This window comes from Campylobacter sp. BCW_6889 (genome assembly GCF_001762535.1).
Classification (GTDB): Bacteria; Campylobacterota; Campylobacteria; order Campylobacterales; family Campylobacteraceae; genus Campylobacter_D; species Campylobacter_D jejuni.
Genome location: NZ_MJWZ01000063.1, coordinates 1 through 11672, shown reverse-complemented (window position 1 = coordinate 11672; position 11672 = coordinate 1). Strand labels below are relative to the sequence as shown.

The window sequence follows — 11672 nt, the reverse complement described above, 5'->3', positions numbered from 1 at the left end:
TATCATAATTAACCAAATTTAAAACTTCTAAACTTCCAAGCTTTGAAGCTACTTGTCTTTCTCTTTTTTCAATCTTGTTCCAAACCCTTTGATTGATTTGTGGATTTTGTGGAGTAATATTACTCATTAAGAATGTGCTTCTTTGAGCTTGAGTTGTTTTTCTCATTGAGGCATTAGAAAGAGTGTGTCCTCTATCATAACCACTATTTTTATAATCACTCCAAGTGGTGCGATATTTTTTAGGGATATTTGTATCATCTTCAAATCGTGGGCGTTTTTTAATTTGTTCGCCTTTTAAATTTTCCGCTTCTAATTTATAAGCTACAGCTTTAGTGCCTTTATAATTATAATCATAACAATTTAGATAATAAAACTTATCTAAAACTTGAGAGCAGTTTTGTTTAGTAAAATACTTTGCAAAATCTTCACTCGGTTTATATTGTGTGTAATCAGCAAAAGCTAGAGTTGCTAGCAACGGTAAAAGTATGAGTTTTTCATTTTGTTTAACTTGTTGCTTTAATCATTTCTTTTAAAGTTCTGCTTTGGTTTTCTTCATCATAAAAAGGTTTAAAATAAAAATGCACTTTTTCTAAATTTTCCCTACCTTTTTGAGTTTTTTTACTAAGCGTAAATTCTTCACATTGTAAGAAATATAAAAGCATATCATATTCTAAAGTTTTTGCAAAAGCTTCTTTTATATCATCTATGTTTGCTATATTTCCAAGTCTTGAAAATATTTCGTTTTTAGAATGCTTATTTATAATATGAAAGTTATATTCTCCACGCTCAGATATTAGTTCTAAATCATTTTTAAAATCAGTATCTATTAAATTAATAGCATTATTTTTTATTTCCTCGTATCTTATATTTCTTTCTTTTGATCCAAAATTTTTAAATTTTTCTCCTATTTTTTCATAATATAAAAAATTTTTTGCACTTTCTAAAGTATCATGCAATATAGTATCAAATTCGCTAAATCTAAAATGATTACCATACCAATATTTTTCATTTGTTTCTAATTTTAATCTTTCAATACTATTTTTAATAAAATTGGTATTTAGAAAATGACATTTAGATAATATTTTTAAATGTGTATGGCTAATATAATGTTGTATTTTATTTCCATTCTCATCCCAAAGCCAAAAACCTATATTTATAAATTCTTCACTGGCTGAGTAAGGAAAATATTTTATCATTTTATATTTAAACATTTTCATAACTATATACCGCTTTTTGTCCTTGTCTTTTATATATCATATTGCTTAAAGCTTGTTTTTGTGCTGAAGTCAAGCTTAGCCACTCTAATGGTATAGCGTTTATTATATCTAAAATTTCTTGACAATTTAATTTCTTTTTATTTATTTTGATATGTTTTAAGTGGTCAAGTAATAAATAATTTTTATCGAAAGTATTTTTATCAAAATACTGATTAGAGTTAATCTCATCATCTAAAATAATATTTAATGCCTTTAATATATCAAAAGCTAAACCAAAATCAATCAAAAAAATCTTTTTTAAATCATTGATTAAAATATTTGGATTTTTAAATTCTCTATCACTATTCATTAAAATTCCATCATACAAGCAAGTATAATTTTTAAATTTATTTGTTAATTCTTTTGGATAAATTTTACTTGCATTAAATATATATGAAATTCCTAAATTTAAACCTTTTGAATTTTTGATATTTTCTAATGCTTCTTTGTCTCTTTGAGTTCCATTTTTTAATTTATTATCTGCTAATTTTATAAAATCATCATCTATATTTAATAAAGCTATGCCGGGGATATCTTTAAAATTTAATTCTTGCAAATATAAATAAGAAAAAAGTTCAGCAAATAAGCTTTTTCCAGTTCCGCAAACACTGTTATATTTAGTTTTTAATATAAATTTAGAATTATCCTTAATACTTACTTCTAAAGGACAACTAGCTCCATAATCAGTAACCCTTATAATATTAGATATCTCAAAAATATTTAATTTTACTCTCATCCCACCACTTCTATAAAATTTTTAAAGGTTTCAATCGCCATTTTTGATACTACAGCACCTAAGATCTCGCATTGTTCAAATTCGCTATTATCTACTTTTTTATCCTCGTATTTTTTATTTTCAGAAACTAAAAAAATATAATCTTCAAAAGGTTCTTTTTTAATTTTTTTACAAAATAAATCATCATTTTTTCTAAAAATAACAATATCTGCATTTGAAATAGCCCCAAGTGAATTTTTGCTTCTATCCACAATAATAAAATCTCCATTAGATAAAATAGGTTCCATGCTATCGCCATTAATTTTAATCATATCATATTGAGTTTTGTAAGGCACTCCTAAAACTTCAGTTAAAAAAGTTTTATCTACGTTGATAATTTGAAAATTTTCATTTTCATTTGTATTGCCAAAACCAGCACTTGCGTAAATGTCAGGAAAATAACGTATTGAAATTGTATTTGTGGATTTTATACTTGAATGCATTTGAATATATTTGAGTATATTTTTAGGAGGTATACTACCTCTTTGTTTCCAAACATCGAGTGTATTTGGTGCTACACCTAAAAAAATAGCCAAATCTTTATAAGTTTTTAGTTTTTGTTCTGATTTCCATTGATCTAATATTTCTTTAACGTCCACAAAAATCCTTTCAAAAGTTATAAAATAACTTGACAAAATGAGTATATTTTTATTATAATAACACCAACAATATAAAAAAATTAAATCGTTTGTTAAAACCTAAGCAATAAGTATGCCAAGTTTTAATTTAAACTTATATTATTTTAATTTAAAAGGCTGAAAAATGGAGTTTTGGTTTATACTTGCGTTTTTCTTTTTTGGGTATTATATTTTGTTTTATTAAGGCTAAATCGCCTTAATCTTTTTTATCATCTCTGGTTTGTGTTGGAGTAGGCGCATCTACTTCCACGCTTTCTTTTTCATCTGCCAAGCATACTCACCCCCTTTCTATAAAATTTGGAAATAATGTGATTAAAAATACTATAAAAAAAGACAAACAAAGAATAATGCTATAAAAAGATAAACGCAATTGTTTTGTAGTTTTTAAGATTTCATTTTTGTTTGCTTCTATAGCTTTATAAGTTGCGTTTATCATTCTCTCTAAGCCTTTTACATGCTCATACTTATCTTTTGGAAACTCTTCAAATACTTTTTTTAGTCCAGCTGGATGATAGATAATAGCCCCTTTTAAAATCGCTTTTAGTGCAAAAAAGATACAAGCTAAGCCACATGCAAAAGTTAGGATGAAAAAAGATATTTGTAAGATTTCCAAGTTTGAAAAAGTAAGATAAATTTTAAGCATCTTGCCTGATATAGTCAAAAGTCCTGATATTATAAGAGTAGCAAACCAAAAATAAAGTTTTATCATTTGCGTTTGACCTGGTATGATTTGTGAAATTTGACTATCAAAATCCTTTCTTTTATTTTCTAGTTCCAATTTCAAATTCTTTTCATAGTTTTCGTATGAAATGCTTTCTTTCATTTTAGCTCCTTTTTTAATGTTTTTAGAAATTGTATCATAAGAAATATTTATACTCAAAAATTTAGTATTTTTTTACAAAATGAAAATATAAACTTGACAAAATGAGTATATTTTTATTATAATAACACCAACAATTTAAAAAAGTTAATTGCAAATTGTTTTAAATTAAAAACAAAAGTTGCACACAAAGGAAATAAAATGCAAGATGTAATATCAGCTTGTTTTTTTGTAGTAGGTTTTTCGTTGGCTTTGTTAATCAATCATTGTAAAAAGCACAAATAAAGCCTGATTTTATGCAAGTTTTATTCGAAGAATTAAAACAGGGACAATTTACATCGATGGTTTTTCTATTTCGTGTTTTAAAAGAAATAGCTAACGGCTTGCCATTGTGTGAAACATAAGGACAAGTATCATGCCAAATATTAGTTTTTTTCTTTTCTAGTGCTTTAATAAGAAATTTCATAAAAGAAAACATTTTACAAAGCACAAAACCAAGCATAAAACCAAAGAAAAAAGCTGAAACGCTTGAGCCAAAAATATCTTTAATAGGAGTATAAAAGTCCATTTAAAACCTTTCTTAAAAGCTTTTAGATTGTATCACAAAAAAGCTTTTAACAAGTTTTTAGGAGCAAAAAATGATAGAAGCAAAATCAATTTTAGATGTTTTAAGTTTTAGAAAAAGTGAAGAAAAGGAAGAACTTAGAAAGTGTTTTAATTTCAGCGATGAGGTATTCGAGAAAGCGCTGAATTTTTTACATGAAAATGATGAGGTAAGCATAGAAGCGATCAGCGATGGACTTTTTGAAAAAACAATCATTTCTTTAAGGAGTTTAAAATGAAACTATATGAAAAAATCAAACAAATTTTAGATGTTGGAACTATAGCAGAAGTAGAAAAAAAACTAGATCTTACAGATAGGACTTTATCTGTTTGGCTTAGCACTCCCACTAAGCGTAATTCAAAAGTAGAAATTGCACTTTTAAAACTTGGAATAAGAGACGATGAAAGGCTAACGCAAAGGATTGAAGATTTAAAAAGTGAGTATAAAAAGAATGTAACTTACAAAGAGGCACACGAAAGAGCTATTACACAGATTAAAGCTTTACTAGAAGAAATTGAGGCAGCTTAAAAGCCTCATTAAGCACATTTATCTAAGCACTTTAAAATCGCATTTTTTAAAGTGATAGCAAAAAGTGTGCTTAAAGGGTTTTTGCAAAAGTTGCGTTAAGTGGATAAACGCCTACAATTGCGAACTTTAAAGGTTTGATATTTTTTAGATTGCTTCACTAGCCTTTTATGGCTAGTGTGTTCTTATCTTTATTACACTCACAGGCGACGGTGTGGAAAGTGGGCTTTTTTAAAGCTTTGTTAATTTACCAAAATACCAAAAGTCTTTTAGACTTTGAATGCAGGTCCTATGTTTTGGTTAGTGTTTAAATGAGGACTAATGAGAATTCTTTTAAAGTCCTCAAATTTATTTATTTCTTCTTAAATTAAGCCATCTTTTAAGATGGCTCTTAAGTCTTCATTTAAACACTAAAAAATTTTAAGGAGAATAAATGAATTTAGAGCTGTTTAGAAAAGATGAAAACAAAGAAATAAGCTTAACTTCTTTAGAGATAGCAGAGCTTACAGGAAAAGAACACAGAAATGTTACAAGAGATATAGAAACTTACTTAGAAAAAGTGGTTGAAGGGGGTGTCTTCAAATTTGAGCATACCTACCAAAACCCACAAAATAAGCAGTTTTACAAGTATTATCGCTTACCAAAAAGAGAAGTGCTAATTTTAGTGAGTGGATATAGTGTAGAACTAAGAGCAAAGATAATCGATAGATTAGAATACTTAGAAAATGAGCTTAAAAAACAAAGTTATAAACCGCTTTCATTAAAAGAAAGTTTGCAAATGCAATTAGAACTTTTAGAGAGAAATGAAAAGCTTCAAATTGAAAATGTAAATTTAAAAAACGAAGCCGAACAAAATGCACCTTTAATTCATTTTGCAAATCGCATTCAAAACACAAATGATGCTATTTTGATAAGAGATTACGCAAAAATCTTACACGAAAAAAATAATCTTGAAATTGGCGAGAAAAGACTTTTTAAGATCTTGCGTGAAAAAGGATTTTTAATGAGCGATAACAAACCTTATCAAAAATACATCGAACAAGGACTTTTTAAGGTAAGTGAAACGACTGTTAGCACCATCAACGGCGATAGACTTGTAAGCACGACAAAAATAACAGGTAAAGGGCAAATAGCCATTTTAAAAGCGATTTTGAAAGCAAGTTGATAGAGAATTTAAAAGTGACAAAGAATGGCAAGAAGTTGAAAGAAGTACAAAAGGAGAGAAAGAATGAAATTAGGAGATTTTGATTTTAGGATTTGGGATGGTAAAAAATATTTAAAACAGAAAATATACAATGATAATATAAACAATAATGAGTATATTGCAGTTACAGGAAATGTTGATGATGAAAACTATGTTCTTACTATAGAACACAGTTATGAAAGCAATTATTACGGTGGAGACTATGATGAATATTGTAAAGTTAAAGACTTTACATCATGTAATTATGAGATAGAATTATTTACAGGACTTTATGATAAAAATGGTAAAAAGATCTATGAAGGTGATATACTCCGTATACAACTAGACTACAATAAAGTAGAAAAGGGCTTTGTCCAATACCATAATGGGATATTTAAGGTTATAAATAGGAAAGCTTCTCAAGCTTCTCATGAGTATTGTGTAACCTTTTTAGAAATATGTTACATAAAGGACTGTGTTGAAATCATCGGCAATATCCACGAAAACGCGGAGTTGCTAAAATGAAATTAGTTGACAAGCTTAAAAAAGCTTATGATTACAAAAGAATTAAATATTAAAATCTTGGAATTAAATATTAAAAAAATTGAGCTTTTAGAAAAAATAATTAAGGAGTTAAAATGGGAATTTTAAAAAGATTAGATGAAACTATCATTATCGAAGATGATAGAAAAAGTGAAAAAGAATTAGTTGAGTATTGCATTTTAGAAGGGATTTCTTTAAATAATGCAAACTTGGAAAATATAAATTTAAGTGAATTAGATTTTAATAATGCATTGGTAGCAATCTTATACAAATAAAGGTTAGTGACAAATTAAAAAATGAATTGCAAAAAAAAGCAGATGAAGAATACCGCCCTTTAGCAACTCAAATAGTTAAAATTTTAAGCGATTTTGAAAGCAGGTTAAAGCTAAATATTTTTTTGATAAAATTAGCTTTTAAATTTGTTAATTTTATTTTTTATAATAATAAGGTATATTATGAATAATTTAGAACATTTTGATATTTGCACAGGGAGAGTTTTTAAAATTTTACTCGAAAATTTCCCACTTAAAAGCGATATTTTACTTCAAAATATAATAAGCGAAACGCAAAAAGATATAGTAGAATTAGAAAAGATTTATTATCATAGCATTTTATATTTAGAAGAATTAGAACTCATTAAAATACAAAGCAAAACAATGAACCCAATTGCATTTTTAAATGTAAGCTTGAGTGCTAAAGGTTTAAGTATTTTAAGGGCAACACCAAAAAGCTTACAAAATGGCGAAACCTTAGCTGATAGAATTTTAAAATTTTCGAACAAAACAAACAATGAAATCCTTAAACATACCATTAGTTATATTTTTGAACTAATAAAATAAGGTTTAAATATGGATAAGAATTTAAAAAAAATTACAGAATTAAAAATAAAATGTAAAAATTGCGATACAAAAATCATTACAAAAATAGGTAATGTTATTAAAACTTGTCCGCAATGTGGAATAAAGTTTATAGATGAAAATTTAGGATATAATCCCTTTGAAATTTTAACTGAATTGTTCAAAAGTGTTAGCAAAAATAAAAATGCAGAATTTTATTTTGTTTGTAAAAAGGAATGTGATGGAACAAGAAATCGCCAAGATAAAAAAGTTTAAACTAGAGTGCAAAAATTGTGAAACGCAAATCATTATAGATACTCACAATAGTATAAAAAATTGTCCTGTGTGTGGATTGAAATTTTATGACAATTTAGAAAGTCCTTTTGAAAATTTACACGAACAAATTCTTTTAATCAATAAAAATAAGAATGTAAAAGTTTATTTTGTTTGTGAGGAAAAAGAAAAGAGGTAATATAATGCAAAGCAATATAGAAAAATTTGATTTTTATAGCGCAAAAGTATTAGCTATCTTGCTTGATAATTTTCCTATAAAAAAAGATATTTACATTTTAAAAGACATTATCAAGGATAGCGATGCAACCAAAGAAGATGTAAAATTTGTCTATGAAACGATTATAGCATTAAGAGATTTTGATTTTATAAGTTTTAATGAAGAGGTAAAAACTTTAGGGTTTGAGTGTTTTTTTGGTGTAAGATTAACTCTTAAATCTTTAGAAATTTTAAAATCAATCCCAAAAACATTACAAAATAATAAAACTTTAGGTGATAAACTTAGAGATAGTATAAAATTAGCAGATGAAGAAGCTATAAAACAAAGTATAAGCTTAGCTTTTTCTTTGGCTAATAAGTTTTTCTAATCAAGGGGTAAAAATGACAGCACAAGAAATTAAGGATTTTTGCAAGGAAAGAAATTTAACTTATAAAGAGTTAGCCGAGTTAATAGGTTTTGGTGAAGGCGCAGTAAAAAATGCCATTTCTACTGAAAAAATAAGTTTTCAAATGGCACACGCTATTAATATGCTTAAAAAAATTTTTGAACTAGAAGCAAAATTAGAAAAAGCAGAAGCTATCAAAAAAGACTTTAAAGCGTGGATTAACGAAAATTAATCCACAAAGTAAATTTAAATTACTTCTTTATCTACAAAAAATAAAAATAAATTATTATAACCTTGACAATTAGTAATTATTATGTTATAATTGTGTTATCAAAAGTAAAGATAAATTACTTTTGAAATAAAAGAAAGGAGTAAAAGATGAACGCTAGTGATGTGCTCGAGTTAATCACTGCTTTAATCTGCTTGATAACAGCCATTATCAACGCAAGAAAGCATTAAGGCAAAGGGCGAAAGCCCTTATCATCTTTTACCTTTTCTATTATATCAAAAAAGGAGTTAAAAATGATTTTAGAAATTATAGTTTTAGTATTAGCGACTTTATTATGTGTTTTATCGGCAAAAGTTTATAGGCTTGAAAAAGAACTTAAGGAGCTTAAAAAATGAGTAATAAACCATACCTAGAAAACGAAATAAAAGCTTTAAAATATCAGCTTTTAATCGAAAAGCAAAAACATAAAAAGACTAAAGAAAAGGTTTTTAAGCTTAAAAATATACAAGGGGAAAAATACGAGAAACTAAAAGCAGAATTTGCCAAAAATCAGCTTTTTGTTTTTAGAGATGATGAGCTTTTTCTTTGGGTGGAAAGTTTAATGCGAGAACTTAAAACTAAAATTTTATGCGCTAATGATGAGCTAAGTAAAAAAGCTTGTGATATATTAGTATTTAAATTAGAAAAACGAAGAAAAAATTTCAACTATTAAATAAATCACCAGTTTAACAGTGTTTAGGACATTTTAATAAACCCTAAACACTCATTTAATGTCTAAAAAAAGGAAAAAAATGAGTTTTAAACCCATACAAAAAGATAATGATGCTTTTAAAAAAGCACAAAGAGCAAAGGTAATAGAAAGTTTAGCAATGCGTGGCTATGCACTTGTAAAGATAAGTAGCAATGGCTTTTTAATGAAAAAAGGTTTTGAAAAGGATATTTTATGCAAACAAATCATAGCACAGGATACGACAGCTTCCGTTTCGTTATCAATAAAAAAACCTTTTACAAATACCTTAAAAGATGGGGGCTTTTTGAAAAAATGCGAAGCACAACAAGAAACAAAAGCATTGATGAATTTGCAAAAGACAAATTCAAAGGCATAAAAACCAATGATAAATTTTATCCTTTTAAAATGCGTTATATCAATATAAAACCTAGAAATAAAAGCCTTTCAAATACTATCATTATATTAGATAATTCTAAGGCTTGCTTTGAGCTTTCGAAAAAGAATAAAAAAGCAAAAGATTACTACATAGAGGTGCAATTTAATGGGCTTTATCAGCCTAGTAAACAAATAGAAGCTGAAGTGTGGAAAATTTTAAGCAAAATGATAAAAAGGTTTAAAGCTTATAGTGTGGATATTGCCTGTGATTTTGATGATGATCTAGCAGTATCTAAACCAAGAGAATTTAAACACCAAGAAAGGTTTAGCAAACTTAAAATCTTTGGCGATTTTCATACTTATAAAACAAGTATGTATATCAACAATCCTCAAAGTAAATACTATAAATTAGAACGCATTTTACTTTATGATAAATACGAAAAACAAAAACACTATCACAAAGAAAACATTAAAAGGGAATTTGTGCGATGGAAAAGATTAGAGCTTACATTGAAGATAAAGGATAAGTTCTTAGATAGAATAGAAAATGATATCAATGATGCATTAGATCTTATGCAAGATTATTTAAGAATGGTAGGAATTTGGCATTTTAATATGAGAGTGATACTTGAGCAAACAAAGTATTTAAACAATCCACGTTGGGCTAAGATATTTAAGCCTTACGCTTTGGCAAGTTAGGAGAGAATATGAAAGTAAATTTTATTTTTAAAGGGACAATAAAATGTTCAAAATGCAACTTAGAATTTGTGCCAAATTCTAAATTTTTTAAAGGTCTTGATGAAATTATAGGCGATGTAAAAAGCGTGAGTTTAGATGGCTTTTGTCCTGAATGTGATAATAAATTAAAAACTAGCTTTAAAGTAGAAAAGATCACAAGAGAATTTAATAAAACTTATACAATGAGGTGTTAAATGAATATTACAAGAGAATTAGAAGCTTACGATTTAGCAAAACTTGTTTTAAATAATGATCTTAAATACTTTTTTAAAGATGCAAAGATTGTAGGGGAAAATAAAGAAAGAAGACTTTGTTTTTATTTTTCAGATTCTTTTGTTTTAGCTTTATTTGAAAAAGAGAAAGAAAACATTTTGCAAAGACTAAGAGAAGAATACAAAAAGAAATTAGAGTTTTACAAACGAATTGATTTGGTGTTTTATTCTATTGCAGCAAAAGGAATAAATGAGCTAAAAGCAAGAAGTAAAGAAGAACAAGAAGTTTTAGAACGCGGACTTTTAAAACTTGAAAATATAATTAAAAGGATAAAAAATGAAAAAAAATACTAATCAGCAATTAGAGCAGTCAAAGGAATTAAATCAAGGTGAGTTAAACCAAGAGATAGAAGTTTTAACCAAAAGAGCTTTAGCAATTCATAGATCTATACAAAGAGTTAAAGATGAAAGAAGCATATTAAATCAGAATATCAAAGACTATCAGAGCGAATTTAATGAAATAATGGAAAAAATAGCCTTTTTAGAAGAGCCTAATTTATTTAATCAAAAAGGAAGTGATGATGTTTCACCCACAGCTTTATAACGACCATTTTCAAAATTTTAAAAGATATAATATACCAAAAGCACAGCTTGTAATAGCTGATATTCCTTATAATTTAGGCAACAATGCTTATGCTTCATCTCCTGAATGGTATATAAATGGGGATAATAAAAATGGAGAAAGCAAAAAAGCAAACAAGGCATTTTTTGACACAGATAATGATTTTAGAGTTAGCGAATTTATGCACTTTTGCTCTAAAATGCTTATAAAAGAACCTAAAGAATGCGGTAAAAGTCCTTGCATGATTGTTTTTTGCTCTTTTGAACAACAAACAATGTTAATTGAAGTAGCTAAAAAATATGGCTTTAATCATTATATAAATTTGGTTTTTAGAAAACAAAGCTCATCTCAAGTTTTAAAAGCAAATATGAAAATAGTTGGAAATTGTGAATATGCTTTAATCTTATATCGTGAAAAACTTCCAAAATTTAACAATGATGGAAAGATGATTTATAACTGCATGGATTGGCAAAAAGATGAAGGTATTCCTAAAGTACATCCCACACAAAAGCCTATAAAACTTTTAGAAAGATTAATTAGTATTTTTACAGATGTAAATGATGTAGTAATTGATCCATGTGCTGGAAGTGGTAGCACACTTTTAGCAGCTACAAATTTAAACCGCAAAGCTTATGGCTTTGAGATTAAAAAAGACTTTTTTAAAAGTGCTAATGAAATTATGTTTAAACA

The 11672-nt window shown here is 27.0% G+C and carries 22 protein-coding genes and 1 pseudogene; 17 read left to right on the top strand and 6 right to left on the bottom strand.

All coding sequences use genetic code 11. The annotated features are described in order from the left end of the window. The 6 genes from AJ939_RS06135 to AJ939_RS06110 form a co-directional block, all read right to left on the bottom strand. Positions 1–475, bottom strand: a 475-nt coding sequence (locus AJ939_RS06135; protein WP_250540837.1) for a DNA/RNA non-specific endonuclease, incomplete at its 3' end; no start/stop codon positions are given. A 28-nt stretch (positions 476–503) separates the two neighbouring features. Continuing rightward, positions 504–1211, bottom strand: a complete 708-nt coding sequence (locus AJ939_RS06130) for a DUF3037 domain-containing protein (RefSeq protein WP_186820435.1) — start codon at positions 1209–1211, stop codon at positions 504–506. Next, positions 1204–1992 carry a HipA family kinase gene (locus tag AJ939_RS06125; RefSeq protein ID WP_070276083.1) on the bottom strand — a complete coding sequence of 263 codons (789 nt, stop codon included), beginning with the start codon at positions 1990–1992 and terminating at the stop codon, positions 1204–1206. The genes AJ939_RS06130 and AJ939_RS06125 overlap by 8 nt, the downstream gene beginning before the upstream one ends. Then, on the bottom strand, positions 1989–2630 hold the full coding sequence (locus AJ939_RS06120) for a helix-turn-helix transcriptional regulator (RefSeq protein ID WP_070276084.1): 642 nt from the start codon (positions 2628–2630) through the stop codon (positions 1989–1991). Before AJ939_RS06120 ends, AJ939_RS06125 begins: the two co-directional genes overlap by 4 nt. A gap of 316 nt (positions 2631–2946) precedes the next feature. After that, positions 2947–3492 (bottom strand): hypothetical protein, encoded by a 546-nt coding sequence (locus AJ939_RS06115; protein ID WP_052521811.1) that lies wholly within the window; start codon positions 3490–3492, stop codon positions 2947–2949. Between the two features lie 256 nt (positions 3493–3748). Then, positions 3749–4057, bottom strand: a complete 309-nt coding sequence (locus tag AJ939_RS06110) for a hypothetical protein (RefSeq protein ID WP_002801731.1) — start codon at positions 4055–4057, stop codon at positions 3749–3751. Positions 4058–4127: 70 nt separating this feature from the next. On the opposite strand from AJ939_RS06110, the gene AJ939_RS06105 reads away from it, so the two are divergent. From AJ939_RS06105 to AJ939_RS06025, 17 genes and pseudogenes are all read left to right on the top strand, one after another. After that, a complete protein-coding gene (locus AJ939_RS06105; RefSeq protein ID WP_044779007.1) occupies positions 4128–4331 on the top strand; it encodes a hypothetical protein in 204 nt (67 codons plus the stop codon). Then, positions 4328–4621 carry a hypothetical protein gene (locus AJ939_RS06100; protein WP_044779008.1) on the top strand — a complete coding sequence of 98 codons (294 nt, stop codon included), beginning with the start codon at positions 4328–4330 and terminating at the stop codon, positions 4619–4621. Before AJ939_RS06105 ends, AJ939_RS06100 begins: the two co-directional genes overlap by 4 nt. Positions 4622–5051: 430 nt before the next feature. Further along, positions 5052–5783, top strand: coding sequence for a phage regulatory protein/antirepressor Ant (locus AJ939_RS06095; protein WP_070210189.1), 732 nt, complete (start codon positions 5052–5054; stop codon positions 5781–5783). Between the two features lie 63 nt (positions 5784–5846). Continuing rightward, on the top strand, positions 5847–6326 hold the full coding sequence (locus tag AJ939_RS06090; protein WP_070276085.1) for a YopX family protein: 480 nt from the start codon (positions 5847–5849) through the stop codon (positions 6324–6326). A gap of 113 nt (positions 6327–6439) precedes the next feature. Beyond that, positions 6440–6601: pseudogene (locus AJ939_RS06085) on the top strand (pentapeptide repeat-containing protein); the annotation flags it as partial. A 198-nt stretch (positions 6602–6799) separates the two neighbouring features. Next, on the top strand, positions 6800–7183 hold the full coding sequence (locus AJ939_RS06080; protein WP_044261586.1) for a hypothetical protein: 384 nt from the start codon (positions 6800–6802) through the stop codon (positions 7181–7183). Positions 7184–7192: 9 nt separating this feature from the next. Beyond that, entirely contained in the window at positions 7193–7456 is a 264-nt protein-coding gene (locus AJ939_RS06075; RefSeq protein WP_044779014.1) for a hypothetical protein, read from the top strand. Further along, on the top strand, positions 7422–7652 hold the full coding sequence (locus AJ939_RS06070; protein WP_002787283.1) for a hypothetical protein: 231 nt from the start codon (positions 7422–7424) through the stop codon (positions 7650–7652). Before AJ939_RS06075 ends, AJ939_RS06070 begins: the two co-directional genes overlap by 35 nt. A gap of 4 nt (positions 7653–7656) precedes the next feature. Next, positions 7657–8058 (top strand): hypothetical protein, encoded by a 402-nt coding sequence (locus AJ939_RS06065; protein ID WP_044779015.1) that lies wholly within the window; start codon positions 7657–7659, stop codon positions 8056–8058. Positions 8059–8071: 13 nt separating this feature from the next. Beyond that, complete coding sequence (locus AJ939_RS06060; RefSeq protein WP_052805367.1) at positions 8072–8308, top strand: hypothetical protein; 237 nt, start codon at positions 8072–8074, stop codon at positions 8306–8308. Between the two features lie 388 nt (positions 8309–8696). Further along, positions 8697–9017 (top strand): hypothetical protein, encoded by a 321-nt coding sequence (locus AJ939_RS06055; RefSeq protein WP_044261581.1) that lies wholly within the window; start codon positions 8697–8699, stop codon positions 9015–9017. A gap of 79 nt (positions 9018–9096) precedes the next feature. Continuing rightward, positions 9097–9411 (top strand): hypothetical protein, encoded by a 315-nt coding sequence (locus tag AJ939_RS06050; RefSeq protein WP_044261580.1) that lies wholly within the window; start codon positions 9097–9099, stop codon positions 9409–9411. Further along, positions 9348–10109, top strand: coding sequence for a hypothetical protein (locus tag AJ939_RS06045; protein WP_044261579.1), 762 nt, complete (start codon positions 9348–9350; stop codon positions 10107–10109). The genes AJ939_RS06050 and AJ939_RS06045 overlap by 64 nt, the downstream gene beginning before the upstream one ends. An 8-nt stretch (positions 10110–10117) precedes the next feature. Further along, complete coding sequence (locus AJ939_RS06040; protein ID WP_002787300.1) at positions 10118–10342, top strand: hypothetical protein; 225 nt, start codon at positions 10118–10120, stop codon at positions 10340–10342. Next, positions 10343–10714 carry a hypothetical protein gene (locus AJ939_RS06035; protein ID WP_002858334.1) on the top strand — a complete coding sequence of 124 codons (372 nt, stop codon included), beginning with the start codon at positions 10343–10345 and terminating at the stop codon, positions 10712–10714. Further along, positions 10698–10964, top strand: coding sequence for a hypothetical protein (locus AJ939_RS06030; RefSeq protein WP_044779016.1), 267 nt, complete (start codon positions 10698–10700; stop codon positions 10962–10964). The genes AJ939_RS06035 and AJ939_RS06030 overlap by 17 nt, the downstream gene beginning before the upstream one ends. Further along, the coding region (locus tag AJ939_RS06025; RefSeq protein WP_070283398.1) for a DNA-methyltransferase at positions 10942–11672 on the top strand (731 nt) is incomplete at its 3' end. The genes AJ939_RS06030 and AJ939_RS06025, both read left to right, overlap by 23 nt.

What these genes read in the sequence shown, in the direction of transcription:
- AJ939_RS06045 (WP_044261579.1), top strand. Translation starts at nt 9,348, where the DNA reads ATGCGAAGCACAACAAGAAACAAAAGCATTGATGAATTTGCAAAAGAC.
- AJ939_RS06030 (WP_044779016.1), top strand. Translation starts at nt 10,698, where the DNA reads ATGAAAAAAAATACTAATCAGCAATTAGAGCAGTCAAAGGAATTAAAT.
- AJ939_RS06065 (WP_044779015.1), top strand. Translation starts at nt 7,657, where the DNA reads ATGCAAAGCAATATAGAAAAATTTGATTTTTATAGCGCAAAAGTATTA.
- AJ939_RS06050 (WP_044261580.1), top strand. Translation starts at nt 9,097, where the DNA reads ATGAGTTTTAAACCCATACAAAAAGATAATGATGCTTTTAAAAAAGCA.
- AJ939_RS06130 (WP_186820435.1), bottom strand. Translation starts at nt 1,211, where the DNA reads ATGTTTAAATATAAAATGATAAAATATTTTCCTTACTCAGCCAGTGAA.
- AJ939_RS06035 (WP_002858334.1), top strand. Translation starts at nt 10,343, where the DNA reads ATGAATATTACAAGAGAATTAGAAGCTTACGATTTAGCAAAACTTGTT.
- AJ939_RS06115 (WP_052521811.1), bottom strand. Translation starts at nt 3,492, where the DNA reads ATGAAAGAAAGCATTTCATACGAAAACTATGAAAAGAATTTGAAATTG.
- AJ939_RS06125 (WP_070276083.1), bottom strand. Translation starts at nt 1,992, where the DNA reads ATGAGAGTAAAATTAAATATTTTTGAGATATCTAATATTATAAGGGTT.
- AJ939_RS06105 (WP_044779007.1), top strand. Translation starts at nt 4,128, where the DNA reads ATGATAGAAGCAAAATCAATTTTAGATGTTTTAAGTTTTAGAAAAAGT.
- AJ939_RS06060 (WP_052805367.1), top strand. Translation starts at nt 8,072, where the DNA reads ATGACAGCACAAGAAATTAAGGATTTTTGCAAGGAAAGAAATTTAACT.
- AJ939_RS06090 (WP_070276085.1), top strand. Translation starts at nt 5,847, where the DNA reads ATGAAATTAGGAGATTTTGATTTTAGGATTTGGGATGGTAAAAAATAT.
- AJ939_RS06095 (WP_070210189.1), top strand. Translation starts at nt 5,052, where the DNA reads ATGAATTTAGAGCTGTTTAGAAAAGATGAAAACAAAGAAATAAGCTTA.
- AJ939_RS06110 (WP_002801731.1), bottom strand. Translation starts at nt 4,057, where the DNA reads ATGGACTTTTATACTCCTATTAAAGATATTTTTGGCTCAAGCGTTTCA.
- AJ939_RS06040 (WP_002787300.1), top strand. Translation starts at nt 10,118, where the DNA reads ATGAAAGTAAATTTTATTTTTAAAGGGACAATAAAATGTTCAAAATGC.
- AJ939_RS06055 (WP_044261581.1), top strand. Translation starts at nt 8,697, where the DNA reads ATGAGTAATAAACCATACCTAGAAAACGAAATAAAAGCTTTAAAATAT.
- AJ939_RS06080 (WP_044261586.1), top strand. Translation starts at nt 6,800, where the DNA reads ATGAATAATTTAGAACATTTTGATATTTGCACAGGGAGAGTTTTTAAA.
- AJ939_RS06100 (WP_044779008.1), top strand. Translation starts at nt 4,328, where the DNA reads ATGAAACTATATGAAAAAATCAAACAAATTTTAGATGTTGGAACTATA.
- AJ939_RS06070 (WP_002787283.1), top strand. Translation starts at nt 7,422, where the DNA reads ATGGAACAAGAAATCGCCAAGATAAAAAAGTTTAAACTAGAGTGCAAA.
- AJ939_RS06075 (WP_044779014.1), top strand. Translation starts at nt 7,193, where the DNA reads ATGGATAAGAATTTAAAAAAAATTACAGAATTAAAAATAAAATGTAAA.